At 57.9% G+C, this 16,635-nt stretch carries 15 protein-coding genes and 1 tRNA gene; 9 read left to right on the top strand and 7 right to left on the bottom strand.

The window, feature by feature from the left end; genetic code table 11:
• The first annotated feature begins 6 nt into the window (after nt 1–6).
• The 3 genes from ACZZ0Q_RS01175 (at nt 7) to ACZZ0Q_RS01165 (ending at nt 3,010) form a co-directional block, all read left to right on the top strand.
• Nucleotides 7–83, top strand: a tRNA-Ile gene (locus tag ACZZ0Q_RS01175).
• 267 nt (nt 84–350) lie between these two features.
• The gene (locus ACZZ0Q_RS01170) at nt 351–1,121 is read left to right on the top strand and encodes a nuclease-related domain-containing protein (RefSeq protein WP_463542258.1); all 771 of its coding nucleotides are present in this window, start codon (nt 351–353) and stop codon (nt 1,119–1,121) included.
• 101 nt (nt 1,122–1,222) lie between these two features.
• Nucleotides 1,223–3,010, top strand: a complete 1,788-nt coding sequence (locus ACZZ0Q_RS01165) for a hypothetical protein (protein WP_463560213.1) — start codon at nt 1,223–1,225, stop codon at nt 3,008–3,010.
• Between the two features lie 808 nt (nt 3,011–3,818).
• On the opposite strand, the gene ACZZ0Q_RS01160 is transcribed toward ACZZ0Q_RS01165, so the two are convergent.
• A complete protein-coding gene (locus ACZZ0Q_RS01160; RefSeq protein WP_463540375.1) occupies nt 3,819–5,015 on the bottom strand; it encodes a type II toxin-antitoxin system HipA family toxin in 1,197 nt (398 codons plus the stop codon).
• On the bottom strand, nt 5,015–5,266 hold the full coding sequence (locus tag ACZZ0Q_RS01155) for a helix-turn-helix transcriptional regulator (protein WP_463542259.1): 252 nt from the start codon (nt 5,264–5,266) through the stop codon (nt 5,015–5,017). Before ACZZ0Q_RS01155 ends, ACZZ0Q_RS01160 begins: the two co-directional genes overlap by 1 nt.
• 334 nt (nt 5,267–5,600) lie before the next feature.
• Between ACZZ0Q_RS01155 and ACZZ0Q_RS01150 the strand changes: the two genes are divergently transcribed.
• Complete coding sequence (locus tag ACZZ0Q_RS01150; protein ID WP_122492005.1) at nt 5,601–5,801, top strand: YjfB family protein; 201 nt, start codon at nt 5,601–5,603, stop codon at nt 5,799–5,801.
• A gap of 99 nt (nt 5,802–5,900) precedes the next feature.
• Entirely contained in the window at nt 5,901–6,401 is a 501-nt protein-coding gene (locus ACZZ0Q_RS01145) for a hypothetical protein (protein ID WP_463540376.1), read from the top strand.
• A gap of 61 nt (nt 6,402–6,462) precedes the next feature.
• On the opposite strand, the gene ACZZ0Q_RS01140 is transcribed toward ACZZ0Q_RS01145, so the two are convergent.
• From ACZZ0Q_RS01140 to ACZZ0Q_RS01130, 3 genes are all read right to left on the bottom strand, one after another.
• Nucleotides 6,463–6,621: a YqaE/Pmp3 family membrane protein gene (locus tag ACZZ0Q_RS01140; RefSeq protein ID WP_074939855.1), complete on the bottom strand. Its 159-nt coding sequence runs from the start codon at nt 6,619–6,621 to the stop codon at nt 6,463–6,465.
• A gap of 82 nt (nt 6,622–6,703) precedes the next feature.
• On the bottom strand, nt 6,704–7,663 hold the full coding sequence (speB, locus tag ACZZ0Q_RS01135) for an agmatinase (RefSeq protein WP_463540377.1): 960 nt from the start codon (nt 7,661–7,663) through the stop codon (nt 6,704–6,706).
• Nucleotides 7,664–7,674: 11 nt separating this feature from the next.
• Nucleotides 7,675–8,763: an extracellular solute-binding protein gene (locus tag ACZZ0Q_RS01130; RefSeq protein WP_463540378.1), complete on the bottom strand. Its 1,089-nt coding sequence runs from the start codon at nt 8,761–8,763 to the stop codon at nt 7,675–7,677.
• Between the two features lie 169 nt (nt 8,764–8,932).
• Between ACZZ0Q_RS01130 and ACZZ0Q_RS01125 the strand changes: the two genes are divergently transcribed.
• The 4 genes from ACZZ0Q_RS01125 (at nt 8,933) to ACZZ0Q_RS01110 (ending at nt 12,492) form a co-directional block, all read left to right on the top strand.
• Nucleotides 8,933–9,832, top strand: a complete 900-nt coding sequence (locus ACZZ0Q_RS01125) for a LysR family transcriptional regulator (RefSeq protein ID WP_463540379.1) — start codon at nt 8,933–8,935, stop codon at nt 9,830–9,832.
• A gap of 80 nt (nt 9,833–9,912) precedes the next feature.
• Nucleotides 9,913–10,473, top strand: a complete 561-nt coding sequence (locus ACZZ0Q_RS01120) for an NADPH-dependent FMN reductase (protein ID WP_463540380.1) — start codon at nt 9,913–9,915, stop codon at nt 10,471–10,473.
• 190 nt (nt 10,474–10,663) lie between these two features.
• Nucleotides 10,664–11,419 (top strand): COG4705 family protein, encoded by a 756-nt coding sequence (locus ACZZ0Q_RS01115; RefSeq protein ID WP_463540381.1) that lies wholly within the window; start codon nt 10,664–10,666, stop codon nt 11,417–11,419.
• 413 nt (nt 11,420–11,832) lie between these two features.
• The gene (locus tag ACZZ0Q_RS01110) at nt 11,833–12,492 is read left to right on the top strand and encodes an endonuclease (protein WP_463540382.1); all 660 of its coding nucleotides are present in this window, start codon (nt 11,833–11,835) and stop codon (nt 12,490–12,492) included.
• Between the two features lie 157 nt (nt 12,493–12,649).
• On the opposite strand, the gene ACZZ0Q_RS01105 is transcribed toward ACZZ0Q_RS01110, so the two are convergent.
• Both ACZZ0Q_RS01105 and ACZZ0Q_RS01100 read right to left on the bottom strand, forming a co-directional pair.
• Nucleotides 12,650–14,428: an acyl-CoA dehydrogenase C-terminal domain-containing protein gene (locus ACZZ0Q_RS01105; protein WP_463540383.1), complete on the bottom strand. Its 1,779-nt coding sequence runs from the start codon at nt 14,426–14,428 to the stop codon at nt 12,650–12,652.
• Between the two features lie 319 nt (nt 14,429–14,747).
• Nucleotides 14,748–16,541 carry an acyl-CoA dehydrogenase C-terminal domain-containing protein gene (locus tag ACZZ0Q_RS01100; RefSeq protein ID WP_463540384.1) on the bottom strand — a complete coding sequence of 598 codons (1,794 nt, stop codon included), beginning with the start codon at nt 16,539–16,541 and terminating at the stop codon, nt 14,748–14,750.
• Nucleotides 16,542–16,635: the final 94 nt, after the last annotated feature.

The raw sequence follows: 16,635 nt of genomic DNA, 5'->3' as shown, positions 1-16,635 counted from the left end.
TTCTGAGGGCCTATAGCTCAGTTGGTTAGAGCAGAGGACTCATAATCCTTTGGTCCACGGTTCAAGTCCGTGTGGGCCCACCAAATAAAAAGCCGCGCTTAATGCGCGGCTTTTGCGTTTCTGTGGTTTGCGTCTCTAGTGACTCGCAGCGCCCTCAGCCAAGCAAGCGACGCAACGAAAACCAAGCCGCCGTCGCCTTTCCCCGGCTTCCATCAAGCACAGTTCCGACAGTTCAAATGGCCAATCTCATCACCGTAGCGACCTGACACTAACGCGCCAATTAAAGCGGGCGAACTGCCATCACTTTGAGTAAGATCCGAAAACCCTCAAGGAAAGAGATGGTTTTAGACATGGACTTCAGCCCAATCATTGCCCAGCTCTCAGGCATGCTCGCCTGGTTCCTCCCGCTAATAGCGCTGATCGGCCTGCTCAAAACGCCTTGGGCAAAAGGCTACATCGGCGAGCTCCTGGTCCGGCTATTCGCCCATTGGCAACTGGACAAAAGCACCTACCGCCGCCTGCACAACGCCACGCTAAACACACCCGACGGCACCACGCAGATCGACCACGTGTTCCTCTCGCGTTACGGCATCTTTGTCCTGGAAACGAAGAACATGAGCGGCTGGATCTTCGGCAGCGAGAACCAGGCGCAGTGGACACAAAAGCTCTACAAGCACACCTTCAAATTCCAGAACCCGCTGCGGCAAAACTACAAACACCTCAAAGCGCTGGAAGCCACCCTTGGCGTTAATTCCGAGCATCTGCACTCGGTCATTACGTTTGTCGGCGGCAGCTCCTTTAAGACAGAAATGCCGGCCAACGTAACCCAAGGCGTGGGATTCATCCGCTATATCAAGGCGTTCAGGCAGCCCATATTCAGCGAGGCTGAAGTCGACGCCATGCTGCATGCCCTGATAACCGGGCGCCGCGCCCCCAGCCTCGCCACACATCGCGAGCATGTGCAAAACCTTAAGCGCAGAAGTGATCCGACAGCCGAGCGGCAATGTCCGAAATGCGGCAGTGCACTGCTGATCCGCAGCGTCAAGTCAGGTCCGAAAGCGGGACAGCAGTTTTGGGGATGTTCTGCGTATCCCAAGTGCAAAACCATGCAGAGCTTTTGAAATAGATAACAGTCGTAAAATCAGAGCATATTCGCATCTAAATACACCCGTTTTTTATTCAAATTTTCTGACCAAACCATGCCCGTACAGCAGAGAGCAAAATGATCACTTCGATAAGTAGCTTATCTCCGTTCGCAAGCTTTACCGTGGCACACATATACTCGCCCAAGACAAAACTTAGCGACATTACAGACAGCATTATAAACACGTTAGAACCACTCTCTGGTTGGCAGGGAAAGACCCAGCAAAACCTTCCGAAAAGCACACACCCTGCGGAAGAAAGCGCATACCATCTGATCGAAAACAGACTAACTAGCTGGGCTGGCGGGAACACTGTCGCGGACACATTAAACCACCTAATAGCCGTATTTAAGAGCGGAAGCTTCGTGGCCATATATGTTAACGATAGCGACCTGAAAGCACGTCTCCATGAGTCATTATCTTTGGGCTTGCTTTCGGATATTAACCAAGTTGACGAAGCAATCCTCATCAAGGCCTTTGTTCATGGAAATAAACTCCGCACACTATGGTTAGGCGGAACGCATCGAAACGTCTCAGTAAAGCCAAACAGCAAAATCCTGAGCGGGGAGTCCCTGGGAGACGCGATTGATCCATTTGGGGATAACACTTTTATTACTGGCGCAGTCCGCTCAAGCACTGCAGGTGTAAGCCTAAAAAGAAGTGGAGTTTGGTTCGGCCCCAAAAAAAACTGGAATGACTTTTCCTTAGCCGCTGATCATTTGTTAACAGAACTAAACGCAGCACATGCGACAGCCCCTAATGACACCATAATTCACGCCGGCCTTGCCACTAGCGCCGCCGACTTCAAAAAAGTCGGAAAGGCATATCTAATTGAATGGACTGACCCAGAGACGATAAAGGGTGCACGGCTGTCTAAAAAAATTAGCAGCTTGCGCAATGCCTATCAAATGGATATATCCACTACACAACCAAACTCTGTAGAGTTGAATGTAGAGGTCACATGCATAAACACAGGGCAAACACACGAATTCACAATCAAACCAAATATAAAAAACCGTAAAGTTTTCTTTCAAGTATCAAACAACAAAGCGGCAGCTTGTTTTGCTGAGTGGATCAACGCAGTAGAGCTCAATGCTGAAGTGTTACGCCTTCTTTACGATGACGGCCATTCCATCGTCTATGCGACGTTATGCCTGCCAGCAACAGTAGATAGACAGTTTGACATGGAGTTTTTAGACTTTTCACCTGCCGGCTTTAGCTATGATGTAACACAGGAAAAACCACCCGGATCGCCTCCACCACTGCATAAAATTTATGACAGCAGTGACAAAAGCCTATTTAAATGGATCGCAAAAGATGGTCTATCTCAGATGGGGCTCGCGCAGCCTTCTCCTGGAACGTGCTGGCTATACTGCGATGATAGGTCTATGGAGGTTGCCGACTTCATCCATGTTCACAAACCGACCTCTGGAACGCCCACGATAGCCATTATTCATGCAAAAGGCGCGAACAGCGCCTCTCGAAAAAGAGAAATCTCACCAGGCGCTTACGAGCTTGTAACAGCACAAGCAATAAAAAATCTAAAGAGAATCTCAGCCAAGTCAATAATTCATGATATAGAAAAGACGCTAAAATCTTCGAAAGATAGAGTCTGGGACTTACCTTGGAGCCCTAACTTACAAAGCCCTACAACTGCAAAAACCGACTTAGAAGCCGCGCTAAAAACAATAAAGCAAGACTGCGATTATCAAGTATTGATAGTCCAACCGCACGCATTAAAAAGCAAATTTAACACAGGGAAAAATCTTAATATCGGAGCCCGACAACTTCACACTCTATTACTAGGAGCGGAGTCCCTGGCGCACTCTGTATCCGCAAAATTCAGAGTAATATCCGATAAGCGTTAACCAACTAAAAGAACGCCCGCTGCTCTGGTCCGAGATAACCTCTAAAAAGTCCGAGGCCGCTACAAGCGGCACCTGCTCAGTGGGTTCCAACTTTTGCGACTGCTCAGAGGGCATCTCTTTTGCCTGTGCAACATCACAGGCCTGCGCTCCCTATCGCGATGTAGTTAGCCTAGAGCCCGCAACGCCCCGGCAGGGATGCTCCGAACGATTATTTTGGTGGGCATCACCATTACCAACGTGCAGCTAAGGCTCGCAATGCCGAAAATGGGTTTGAGGCATCAACGGTACACACGATCGGTACACTGACGGTACAGTGCCCAGCTTTTACAGATTTCGCTCAATTGCGCTTAACCCGCTCTACGACGATACTTTCATCTAACTGTACCTACGTTAAGCTACGCTCGATTTCACTGGGCTTGCAGCGTTTCTGGGCAACTCATAATCCTTGTCCGCGGCTCAAGTCCGTGTGGCCCACCAAATAAAAACCCACGCTTAATGCGCGGCTTTTGCGTTTCTGTGGTTCGCGTCTCTAGTGACTCGCAGCGCCCTCAGCCGTGCAAGCGACGCAACGAAGATCACGCCGCCGTCCTCTTTCCCCAGCTCCCATCGAGCACAGTTCTGACAGTTCAAATGGTCAATCTCATCACCGCAGCGACCTGACACTAACGCGCCAATTAAAGCGGGCGAACCGCCATCAATTTGGACAACAGTTTTGGGGATGCTCTGCGTTTCCAAAGTGCCGAACGATGCAGAGTCTTTGAGGTGTTGGGGCGAGTGGAAAAAAACGGGGTCTGTCCCCTAATACTCGCTAACCAAACGTCTGCATAAACGGCAAAGCACATTCCCTAATTGACGCGACCACATGCGGTGCCTGCTCGCCCAGCCCATCTGAGCGAGCCAGCACGCGCTCGAGAACGCTCAACTGCTCACGAATCACTTCTGCCGGCTGCGCCACATCGCAGACGTGGGCGAAGTCCAGCAGCCCTTGGCGGGATGCGACGAGCGACTTGTTGCCGATAAGGTCCAGCGCCAATACATCCTCTGGAATGTAGGCCGTGGTGTTGACGATGTCGTAGGCGGGGGCGAGTCGCGCGTCGCGCTGGGTAGGGTGGGAATACAGTAAGCCGAAGTTTTTAAGATGGGCGTCGCCGTTTCCGACGATGCAGCTGAGGGTCACCATGGCGAATAGCTGCGCCAGTGAACTCTGCACGTGGTCGGGGGAGCAGAACAGGCGAATGGCCTTGGCGATGGCCGAATAGCTCTTGCTGTACTTTTGCTCCGCAGCCAGCCCCATCAGTGCCGCCATGTCCTCGAAGCCTATGGGATTGAGCTGTTGATCCCGATCGAAGCGGCGCATGACGAACAGTTTGGCGTTGTCGGACAGGTAAAACTCTGGCACCGCAATGCCCGCCTCTTTGGCCACGGACATGCAAAGGAACTCGTTGATCGCCAGGCCCGGAAACTCATCCCGACCGCTCTTGATAATCAGGTCAGAAGTTTTCGAGGTGAAGCGATGCTGGGCGAAGTCCTGATGCTCAGGCACCAATACCTTTGGCTGCACGCCGGATATTCCTGCCCGCAAAATGTATCGATCCACCAGGCCGGCAAAAATATCTTCTGCGCCATCCCAGGCGAGAATTTCTTCGAGCTTCTCTCCGGGAAACTGTTGTCTGCGCAACAGCGCGTCGACCTCCGGCGAGCTGACCGCCACCCGACCGATGGGCGAACTGCTGCCAGACAGCGCCAGCAGCAACATCGGATCGACGCTCGCCACTTTCGCCAGGCGGTTGCGCAACTGCTCCAGTACGTAGCCTTCCGGCAGGTTCATTTGGAAGATCGGATGCAAATCCCGCTGGCGGTATTCATCCAAGCGCACCGGCATTAGCAAACTGATCGCCGCTGGCGGCGTTGCGTCTTCGTGGTAACGGAAGAGAAAGTCTCCGGCGCTGGTAAGAATCTTCCCGCTGCCGCCCTCAGGCGTTGCAACCTGCAACACGGCCGTCATCAGTCAAATACTCCATGGATTTCGTCCAGCGTAGGCATCGCTGCCGGCACCACATTGAGCTCGGAGTCGAGGGCCGCAAGCACTCGCGCATAGGCCATCATCCCTACTGAGAGGTCACCCTTCTCAATGGCGATGACCTTCTGCCGAGTGATGCCGGCCAGGGACGCCAGCGACGCTTGGGTGAGCCCACGATTGAGGCGGCGCTGTCGAAGCTGCTCGCCAAGTCGTAACGCGATGAGGGAATGATCCATGTTCTGTTTACGCAACAATCTAGAGAACATGTAACGTATACCGAACCATCAAGGAAATCAAAGCGAATCCACCGCCCAGCCCCATCGCCTGTTATTCGGCTCACCCAGTGAGCCGAATAGTCCCGCTAATCGGCTCATCACCGCTCTGCGCGAACCTCGAGTCCATGCACTTCTTCCGGCCACCACCCCCAACCCAACGACCAACGGCCCCTCCAGCCCCCTCCTCCCCTGCCGATAACCCCTGTTCAACACTGTCCGCTCGCCGCCTCTCGATTTGAACTAAGCGCCGCGCGGATCAGTCGACTTTGTAGGATGGAAAAATCCGGAGGTCTGTATGGATGTTTCAAGCGTTGCCGCAGCCGCTTCCAGTGCGCAGATGGCGAAGACTGCTTCTGATGTGTCGATCAAGATTCTGAATAAGACGTTGGATATTCAGTCGGAAAGCGCGATGGCGCTGATTGAGGCGATTCCTGAGTTGTCGGCGCTGCCGAGCAACCCGCCGAATCTGGGTAACTCTATTGATGTCATGGTCTGACGGCAGAATTGGCTTAGTGCGTGGGGCATTGCCTACACTGGGCTTATAACAAGACACCCGTAATGACTGATCTGCCCTCATCGGCAGCATGGAGCGAAGATGACTCAGGACAATGCAAAACCAAGCTGGCATCAGCAAGTGGCCGACGATCTGGTCGATCCGGTGATGAAAGACCTGGCCTGGCACGGTCGAACCACTGACTGGTTTTTGCAGGATCTGGTGCGGCTGACCAACGAGACTGATCTGCAGGTGGGCGTTACGTTGTCGACGCCCGCGGGCATGATTTCCGGGATCTTGATCAGCGTTGAGCAGTATTTCCAGCTGTTTGGTGAATCCTTTTCCAGCTCCTGGCCGGCGGCCGATGCCGATCGGTTGCGTGCGCACTATGCGGAATTGGGCAAGTCGCGTTTGCCGAAGTCCGATGGCGAAACGCCGCCGCCCGTGCAGTATCTGCATTTGAAAGACGCCAAGTTGAGTTCGCCCTCCGGGCAAATGCCGGCGAGCGAGGGCTTGCTGTGGCGCGGCACCATTGCGTCGATTTCCGGTTTCTCGTTGGGGCTGTTGGCGGACGATGCCGGCGACATCCAGCCCACGCTTTAACAGGGTATCCAGAAACGCAAAAGCCCCGCTCGCTGCGGGGCTTTTTTGTGCCGGAACGGTTTTAGCGCTTGGCGATGATGTACACGGCGTGAACGATGCCGGGAATGTAGCCGCACAACGTCAGCAGAATGTTCAGCCAGAACGCGCCGCCAAAACCGACTTGCAGGAAGACGCCCAGTGGCGGCAGCAGAATGGCAATCAGGATGCGGATCAGGTCCATGATTCAGGTTCCTTTTAAAGTGGAAAAACGTACCCCATAACCGACCTGCCGCGCTCGTGTCTGGTTCAACCTAAGTCTTTTCTCAACCTTTGTGCGTATGTTTCGCCCCATACAGGCAGAGCATTTCCATGGCGATGGTCGCACCTGCCAGCGCGGTTATTTCCGCGTGGTCGTAGGGCGGCGCTACTTCGACGACGTCCATGCCCACCAGGTTGATGCCGCGCAAACCGCGCAGAATTTCCAGCGCTTGGTGGCTGCTCAAGCCGCCGCAGACCGGCGTGCCGGTGCCTGGGGCGAAGGCCGGGTCGAGGCAGTCGATGTCGAAGGTCAGGTACACCGGATGGTCGCCGACGCGGGCGCGAATTTGTTCGGCGATCTGCTCGGGCGTGTGGCGATGCAAGTGGGGGGCGTCGAGTACCTGGAAGCCCAGCACATCGTCGTTGGTGGTGCGCAGGCCAATCTGCACGGAGCGCGCCGGGTCGACCAAACCTTCGCGGGCGGCGTGGAAAAACATGGTGCCGTGGTCGATGCGCTGCACCTCCTCGTCGGGCCAGGTGTCGCTGTGGGCGTCGAAGTGGATCAGCGACAGCGCCCCGTGTTTTTTGGCGTGGGCTTTGAGCAGTGGGTAGCTGATGAAGTGGTCGCCACCGAGGGTCAACATGGCGCAGCCGGCAGCAAGAATTTCGTCGGCGTGGGCCTCGATGGCGTCCGGGGTCAGCTGCGGCTGGCCATGGTCGAAATCGCAATCGCCGTAGTCGATCACGGCCAGCTCGTCGAACGGGTCGAATTCCCAGGGGAAATGCCGGGCCCAGGCCATTTGCGTGGAAGCGGCGCGAATGGCACGCGGGCCGAAACGCGTGCCGGGGCGATTGGTGGTGGCGGTGTCGAACGGTACGCCGCTGACGACAACATCCACACCGCGCAGGTCGCGGCTGTAGCGGCGCCGCATAAAGCTGGTGATGCCGCCGTAAGTCGATTCCGCTGCTGTGCCGTAAAGGCTCTCACGGGTAAGCGCTTGGTCGTTGCGTGAGGCTTGGTCCATTGCGGTGCTCCTTAGTAGTGGGTGCGAAAGGCGGTCCACAGGCGCGTGCGTTCACGCTGTGCGGCCAACGGTTGCAGGTGTTCGCTGAACAGCCGCGCGCGAATCTCGGCAGGCGGGTAAATGTCGGGGTCGGCCGCCACGGCGGGGTCAACCAGGGCGGTCGCCGCGCTGTTGGCGTTGGCGAAATACACGGTATTGGTGACCTCGGCGATGGCTTCGGGCCGCAGCATGTAGTTGATAAACGCCAGCGCTGCTTTGGGATGCGGGGCGTCTACCGGAATGGCCATGGTGTCGAACCACACCAGCGTGCCTTCGCGTGGAATGCGGTACACCACCTCGAAGGGTTGCTTGGCTTCCACGGCCCGGGCGGCGGCGGTGGCGGCATCGCCGCTGTAGCTCAGGGCCATGCAAATTTCGCCTTTGGCCAGGTCGTCGATCTGCCGGCCGGACGCCACGTAGCGCACGTTGGGCTGCAGCCCGGCGAGCAGTTGCTGAACCGCTTCCAAATCAGCCGGCTCGGTGCTGTAGGGGTCGTGACCGAGGTAGTTGAGGGCAATGCTGATCACTTCTTGCGGGGAGTCGAGCACGGCAATGCCGCAGTCTTTGAGCTTGCTGGCGTACTCGGGTTTGAACAGCACATCCAGGGTGTTGAGCGGCACATCGCTGCCCAGCCGTTTGGCCACCGCTTCTTTATTAAGCCCCAAGCCAACCGTGCCCCAGGTGAACGGCACGCCGTAGCGATTGCCGGGATCGGAAGTGGCGAGTTTGGCCAGTAGCTCAGCGTCCAGGTTCGGGTACAGCGGCAAGCTGGCGGCGTCGATGGGCTGCAGGGCTTTGGCCTTCACGGCACGGGCCAGGCCGCTTGAGGCGGGAAACACAAGGTCGTAGCCGCTGCCGCCGGTGAGCAATTTGCTGTCCAGAGCTTCGGGGCTGTCGAACACGTCGTACTTGATCTGGATGCCGGTCTCGGCCTGGAAGCCTTTTAGCGCTTGAGGGCCGATGTAGTCGGACCAGTTGTAGATGTTCAGCGCCTTGTCTTCGGCATGCAGATGCAGCGGCAACGTGGCGGCAAGCACTAAGGCGCAGGTGGAAATTCGCATGGTTCAAGCTCCTCCGGCAGATAACGGATGACCGCGCCTCTCGTATGGGCGCCTCGCGTTCAGCGGCGCCAGGAGGCTCTGGATGGGTGGATACTGCGCCGGCCTTTGCGTTGAATAAATGCAAAGTGATATACGCTGACATCGCTCTCTATAAATGTTTGGAATCCTCATGCTCAGCCAGGTACGTGACCTCGATTTACAACTGCTGCGGCTGTTTATGACGGTGGCGGAAAGCGGCGGGTTTAGTGCGGCGCAGGGCGAGCTGGGCATCGGCCAATCGACCATCAGCACGCAGATGGCCAAGCTGGAAACGCGCCTGGGCTTTCGCTTGTGCGAACGCGGCAAAGCCGGCTTTCGCCTGACGCCCAAGGGCGAAGAAGTGGTGCTGGCGGCGCGCAAGCTGTTCGCGGCCATCGAGGTGTTCAAGGGCGAAGCGCAGGGCATGGCCGACAAGCTATTGGGCGAGCTGCGCATCGGCATTTCCGAGGCGCTCGACCCGAACACCCTCGACCGCCTCGGCAGCGCTATTCGCTTGTTTCGCCAGCGTAACCAGGCGGTGCATATCGAATTGCTCAGCGCCACGCCGGCTGAATTGGAGCGTCGTCTGCTGCACGATCAGTTGCATCTGGCCGTCGGTTATTTCTCCGGGGCGCAGCCAGCCATCGAGCATCGCCCGTTATTTAGCGAAGAACAGGCGCTGTATTGCGGGCGCGGCCATCCGTTGTTCGAGCGCAAGAAGCTGCGGCTGGAAGACTTGCATGACCAGGACGGCGTGCACCATCCCTACCGTTTTTTGCAGCTGGACGAACCCTGGCAGTCGGCCAATAGCAGCGCGCGTAGCGAGCAGGTTGAAGGATCGCTGGCGTTTGTATTGTCGGGCGCGCACCTGGGTTATCTGCCCACTCATGTCGCCGCGCCGTGGGTCGCGAGTGGCCAGCTGCGCGCGGTGCTGCCGCAAAGCCTGGGCTTTGCCGTTCAGTTCCATGTGGGCAGTCATCGCGGCCGGCAGCCTAGCGAAGCGCAGAAGGCGTTTGTGGCCGACTTATTTAGCGTGTTCGGGGTCAACTGAACGCTCTGTCACAAGCGTTTCAGCAATGGCTGGCTATAGTTGCAAGCTGTTCATCCGTTCGCCTCAACCAAGGAGTCACCATGAGCAAAGTTCACCGCGTCGCCGTGCTGGTCGGCAGCCTGCGTAAAGCCTCGATCAACCGCAAACTGGCCTTGGCATTGGCGGACCTGGCGCCCGCCTCGTTGAAGCTTGAAATCGTCGAGATTGGCGACCTGCCGTTGTACAACGAAGACATCGACATCACGCCTGCCCCGCCTGCTTACACCGCCTTCCGTGAGCAGGTAAAAGCCGCCGATGCGCTGCTGTTTATCACCCCGGAATACAACCGCTCGGTACCAGCGCCGCTGAAAAACGCCATCGACGTCGGCTCGCGCCCGTATGGCCAAAGCGCGTTCAGCGGCAAGGCCGGTGCGGTGGTCAGCGCCTCGCCAGGTGCAGTCGGTGGCTTTGGCGCCAACCATCATTTGCGCCAGTCCATGGTGTTTCTCGACGTGCACATGCTCCAGCAGCCAGAAGCTTATCTGGGTGGCGCCGGCAGTTTTTTCAGCGAAGACGGTACGCTGAGCGATGGCATCAAACCGTTCCTGCAAAAGTTCATCGACACCTACGCCCAGTGGGTGGCGCTGCACAGCAAAGGCTGATTGTTCACGCGACGGTCTGCTCGCAACGAGCGGGCCGCCACGCCTTCCACGAATTTTTCATGTGCCGTTGACCTTCTTTTCACCCTCGCCTTTGCATCCTGCGCTTGGAAACATGCCGTAACGACTGTCCAACGGGGGCTCGTCCGGCGTGCGCACTTCGTACTCCCAACGTCTCTCAGGATGCACGCCGATGAATAAACTTCCGCAGATCACTCTGGCCTTCTGGGTCATGAAAATATGTGCAACGACGCTGGGCGAAACCGCCGGCGACTTGCTCTCGATGACCCTCAATGTCGGTTACGCCGTCAGCTCAATGATTTTGATCACCGCCTTTCTGCTGACGCTCATCGGTCAGCTCAAAGCCAAAACCTATCACCCGATGCTCTATTGGCTGGTGATTCTCTCCACCAGCACCGCGGGCACCACGATGTCCGACTTTATGGACCGCACCCTGGGCCTCGGTTACGCCACAGGTTCGGCGCTGCTCGTTACCTTGCTGGTAGTGACCTTGGCCATCTGGCGCTGGAGCGAAGGCTCGCTGTCGGTAGACCGTGTGAACACCACCAAAGGTGAGCTGTTCTACTGGGTCGCCATTCTGTTCTCCAACACGCTGGGTACGGCGCTGGGCGATTTCCTGGCGGACGACTCGGGCCTGGGCTTTGCCGGCGGCGCGCTGCTTATCGGCGGGGCAATTGGCGTGGTGGTGTTGGCGCACTTCTACACGCGCATCTCGTCGGTGCTGCTGTTCTGGCTGGCGTTTGTGTTGACTCGCCCGTTCGGCGCGACGTTGGGCGACGTGCTGACCAAGCCGCACGAAAAAGGTGGGCTGGACTTCGGCACCATCGGCTCGTCGGCGGTGCTGGCGGTCATTCTGTTGGCGCTGGTGATTACCGCGACCGTGGTCAAGAATCGTCGCGAGCAGCAAGCGGGGCTGGAAATGGCGTAGCCGTCAAACGGCTCTATAAAAGCACCGACCTCGCGTCGGTGCTTTTTATTGGGCGCGGGAAAAGGTGGCAACGAAAATGACAACCGCAGAAAAAAGAAAACCCCGCCGAGGCGGGGCTTTGCAGACTGTGTCCTGACATCCGTAGTCATCCACCATCCTGGTGGAAATCCAGCGTATCCCTGTTGGTTCCTTGGCGCTTCCGTGCACAACGTCCATGTGCAACAGAATAACGAGGCGTTATTACCTGCGGTAGCGGCGATAAGCAGCACGCTTTGTAAGCTTTGGCTTACAAAGGTTTAAACCATGCCTTAGGTCTGCTTTATTTTGCGAACGGGCTCTTGTTAGACTCGCATTGTCCTACAAAATCTAAAAACCACGCCGCCGTCCATGCAGTACTTTGGGGTGCATGTCTCATGCGCGCAGTAGCAGTTGCCCTGGCTGGTTTATCGGTTTGCATGAGTGGCGGCGCCTCAGCCGGCGGACAAAACCAGCTGGCTGACCCCAAGCTCGCCGTCGACCAATTCTTCTGGAAGCAGCTCTACCCCAAAGGCGGTACCACGCTCTATTGCGCCAAGCCGTTTGTGAGCGAACGCGGGCAGGTGGCCGCGAGCCTGGTCTACACGGCCAAGCAAATAAAATCGGCGTTGCGCTGCGTCACCGACAGCCAGTGCACCGAAGCCAACCCGCAATACCCTTATATGTTGAGCGACCTGCACAACATGTACCCCGCCCTGACCCTGGTCGAACTGGCACGCCGCAACGCGCAGTTCGGCGAATTGGGCGATGACGTGTCGAGCAAATTCAGCGATATCGGCTGCCAGCTCAAAGCCAGCTTCCAACTGATCGAGCCGCCGGATTCGGCCAAAGGCAACGTCGCCCGGGCGATCTTTTACATGCGCAGCGAGTACGGCCTACCGGTGGTGGGGCAACTGCAAATGTACAAGCGATGGAGTCAGCTCGATCCGCCAGACGCCGAGGAAAAAGCGCGCAACGATCAGATTGAAGCGCTGCAAGGCACGCGCAACCGGTTTATCGACGCGCCGGCGGCGGCAGAGCAGCTTACTCAGGAGTAATCCAACCCTGTGGCGCAGGTGGGCGGCATTTCGATCTGCCGCGATGCTTGTGGACCTGCCAAGCCCCATCGAGGCTAAAGCCTCTCCTACAAAAGCGATTTGGCTACGATAAAAAAGCCCCGCATCGGCGGGGCTTTTTGTTAACGCGAAACAGCCATCAGAACTGCGCAGCGTCCAGCAGGTACAGCGATTCGCTACCGGCTTTTACCGACGCTGTCAGCGAGTGAATACGCGGCAGCAGACGGGCGAAGTAGAAGCGTGCGGTGCCCAGCTTGCTGGCGTAGAACTCATCCTGGCCTTCTTTGCCCAGCGACGCGCGCGCCATCAACGCCCACATGTAGGCGTAAGCGGTGTAGCCAAACACGTGCAGGTATTCCACCGACGCCGCGCCGATTTCGTTCGGGTTCGACTTGGCGCTGTCGAGCAGCCACGCGGTGAGGTCGTCGAGGTTGGCGATGGCCGCTTTCAGCGGTTCAACAAACTCGGCCATCTCGCCGTTGGCGCTGCCGATGAAGGCTTTCACTTCGTCGGCGAAGTGCTTGTAGAACGTGCCGCCGCTGCCGACGATTTTGCGGCCCACCAGGTCGAGCGCCTGAATGCCGTTGGTGCCTTCGTAGATTTGCGTGATGCGCACGTCGCGTACCAGCTGCTCTTGGCCCCACTCACGAATAAAGCCGTGGCCGCCGAAAATCTGCTGACCGTGCACGGTGGTTTCCAAACCGAGGTCAGTGAGGAACGCTTTGGCGATTGGCGTCAGCAGGGCTACCAACTCTTCGGCGCGTTTGCGCGTGGTCGGGTCTTCGCTGAACTTGGCGGTGTCGAGCTGCATGGCCACGTAGGTGGAGAACGCGCGGCCACCTTCGTTGCTGGCCTTCATGGTCAGCAGCATGCGGCGCACGTCGGGGTGCACGATGATCGGGTCGGCCACTTTGTCTTTGGCAACCGGGCCGGTCGGCGCGCGGCTTTGCAGACGGTCGCGGGCGTATTCGATGGCGCTCTGGTACGAACGCTCACCCGCTGCCAGGCCTTGAATACCAACGCCCAGACGCTCGTAGTTCATCATGGTGAACATGGCCGCCAGGCCTTTGTTCGGGCCGTCGATGATGTAGCCGGTGGCGCCGTCGAAGTTCATCACGCAGGTGGCGGAACCTTGAATGCCCATCTTGTGTTCGATGGAACCGCACGACAGGGTGTTGCGCTCGCCCAGGCTGCCGTCGGCATTGACCATGAACTTGGGCACCAGGAACAGCGAGATGCCTTTGGAGCCCGCTGGCGCGTCCGGCAGTTTTGCCAGCACCAGGTGGATGATGTTTTCGGTGAGGTCGTGCTCGCCGCCGGTGATGAAAATCTTCGTGCCGGTGACTTTGAACGAACCGTCAGCCTGCGGCTCGGCCTTGGTGCGGATGATGCCCAGGTCGGTGCCCGAATGCGGCTCGGTCAGGCACATGGAGCCGGCCCAAACGCCGGAATACATGTTCGGCAGGTAGGTTTCTTTCAGCTCGGCACTGGCGTGGGCGTTGATCGACAGGCAAGCGCCGGCAGTCAGCATTGGGTACAGGCCGAACGACAGGTTGGCGGCGTTAAGCATTTCCTCAACCTGTGCGCCAAGCACCTTGGGCATGCCCATGCCGCCGTAGGCCGGGTCACCGCCTACGCCAACCCAGCCGCCTTCGCCGTAAATTTTGTAGGCCTCAGGGAAACCCGCCGGGGTGGTGACCACGGTGTTGTTCCAGCTGCAGCCTTCTTCGTCGCCGCTACGGTTGAGCGGGGCGATGGTTTTTGCAGTGACTTTGCCGGCTTCTTCGAGGATCGCCTCGGCCGTGCCTGCATCGACGACTTCCGCCAGCGCAGGCAGTTGTTGCCAGAGTTTGGAGACCTCAAACACTTCATTGAGGACGAAACGCATATCGCGCAGGGGAGCTTTGTAGTCGGCCATGGTAGTGATCCTCGAACGATCCAACGATGCGGCCTAAAGGCCGGTATGACGCAGGCCTCGGAGTTTACCCGAACAACTTTTCAGACACATAGGGTCATGGTGAGACCAATAAGTCACACCCCAATCAGGCCATACACACGTATTGAATCCCCTCTCCCGCTTGCGGGAGAGGGTTAGGGAGAGGGGCTTTTCAATCGAAGATTTCGTCTCGCCCAGCCCTCTCCCCCAGCCCCTCTCCCGCAAGCGGGCGAGGGGAGCTCGCTTGCGTTCAGCCACAAAAAAGCCCGCCATAAGGCGGGCTCCCTTCCAGCCTAGGCGCTTAGCCGGCGAACTGCTCGGCGCTCAGTTGCATCAGGCTTTCGCTGCCTGCTTCCACGCCCGCGCGGTGCACCAGGGTGCGGGGCAGCAAGCGTTTGAAGTAGAAGTCAGCCGTCGCCAGCTTGGCTTTGTAGAACTCTGCATCACCGCTGCCGGCGTCGATTTTCTCTTGCGCCACAACGGCCATGCGCAGCCAGAAGTAGGCCAGCACCACGTAGCCGGAATACATCAGATAGTCGGTCGCGGCGGCGCCGACTTCGTCCGGGTTTTTCATCGCGGCCATGCCCACTTTAGTGGTCAGCTCGCCCCACTCTTTATTCAGCGTGGCCAGTTGGTTGAACGCTGCTTGCAACTGCGGATGGCTGGCATTGGCTTCGCAGAATTTGTGCACCAACTTGGTAAAGCCGCGCAGCAGCTTGCCTTGGCTGCCGAGCACTTTACGGCCGAGCAGGTCGAGGGCCTGAATGCCGTTGGTGCCTTCGTACAGCAGGGCAATGCGGCAGTCGCGCACCAGCTGCTCCATGCCCCATTCGCGAATAAAGCCGTGGCCGCCAAACACCTGCATCCCGTGGTTGGTCACCTCCAAACCGGTTTCGGTCATGAAGGCTTTGCAGATGGGCGTGAGGAAGGCCAGCAAATCTTCGGCTTGCTGACGTTGTTCTTCTGTCTCGGCGTGCAACTGGTCAAGCAGCTGGGCGCAGAAGTAAGCGAGCGCGCGGTTGCCTTCGTTGAAGGCCTTCATGGTCAGCAACATGCGGCGCACGTCGGGGTGAACGATGATCGGGTCGGCGGATTTCTCCGGGGCCTTGGCGCCGGTAAGCGAGCGCATTTGCAGACGCTCGGTGGCGTACTTCAGTGCGCCCTGGTAGCTGGTCTCACCCAGGCAGAGGCCCTGCATGCCGGTGCCCAAACGCGCATGGTTCATCATGGTGAACATGCAGTTCAGGCCCTTGTTCATCTCACCGATGAGGTAGCCCTTGGCGTTGTCGAAGTTGATAACGCAGGTGGCCGAACCTTTGATGCCCATTTTGTGTTCGATAGAGCCGCAGGAAACCGCGTTGCGCTCGCCGGCTTTGCCGTCAGCCGCCGGCAGAAATTTCGGCACGATAAACAGCGAGATGCCTTTGGTGCCTGCCGGTGCGTCCGGCAGCTTGGCCAGCACCAGGTGCACGATGTTCTCGCTGAGGTCGTGCTCGCCCGAGGAGATGAAAATTTTGCTGCCGGTCAGCGAGTAGCTGCCGTCGGCTTGTGGCACGGCGCGGGTTTTGATCAGGCCCAGGTCGGTGCCGCAGTGCGCTTCGGTCAGGCACATGGTGCCGGTCCAATTGGCCTCGGTCATCTGCGTGAGGTAGGTCTGTTTCTGCTCTTCGGTGCCGTGGGCGTGAATGGCCGCCATGGCGCCTTGGGTCAGGCCGGGGTACATGCCCCAGGCGTAGTTGCTGGAGCCGATCATTTCGCTGAACAGCAAGCCCAGCGAGTGCGGCAGGCCTTGGCCGCCGTAAGTTGGGTCGGCCGACAGGCTCATCCAGCCGCCTTCAGCGAATTGCTGGAAGGCTTCTTTGAAGCCGGTGGGCGTGGTTACGACGCCGTTGTCGAATGTGCATTCTTCTTCATCGCCGGAGCGGTTCAGCGGCGCGATCACCTGCTCGCAGAACTTTGCCCCTTCTTCAAGAATGGCGTTGACCATGTCCGGCGAAGCGTCGGTGGCGCCCATGGCCGCGTAGCCAGCGTGGAAGTCGAACACTTCGTCGACCAGAAAGCGCATATCGCGCAGGGGAGCCTTGTATTCGGGCATGGACGTTCTCCTAGGCAGGGACGCGAGCGCGTCATCGAGACCGACACGCTACTGCCGGCCCGTTGCCCGGGACAATGACGTTGCGCGCGCTGAA

Source organism: Pseudomonas sp. AC070 (genome assembly GCF_979258635.1).
The sequence above is the reverse complement of the archived record's forward strand: the minus strand, read 5'-3'. Positions and strand labels throughout refer to the sequence as shown.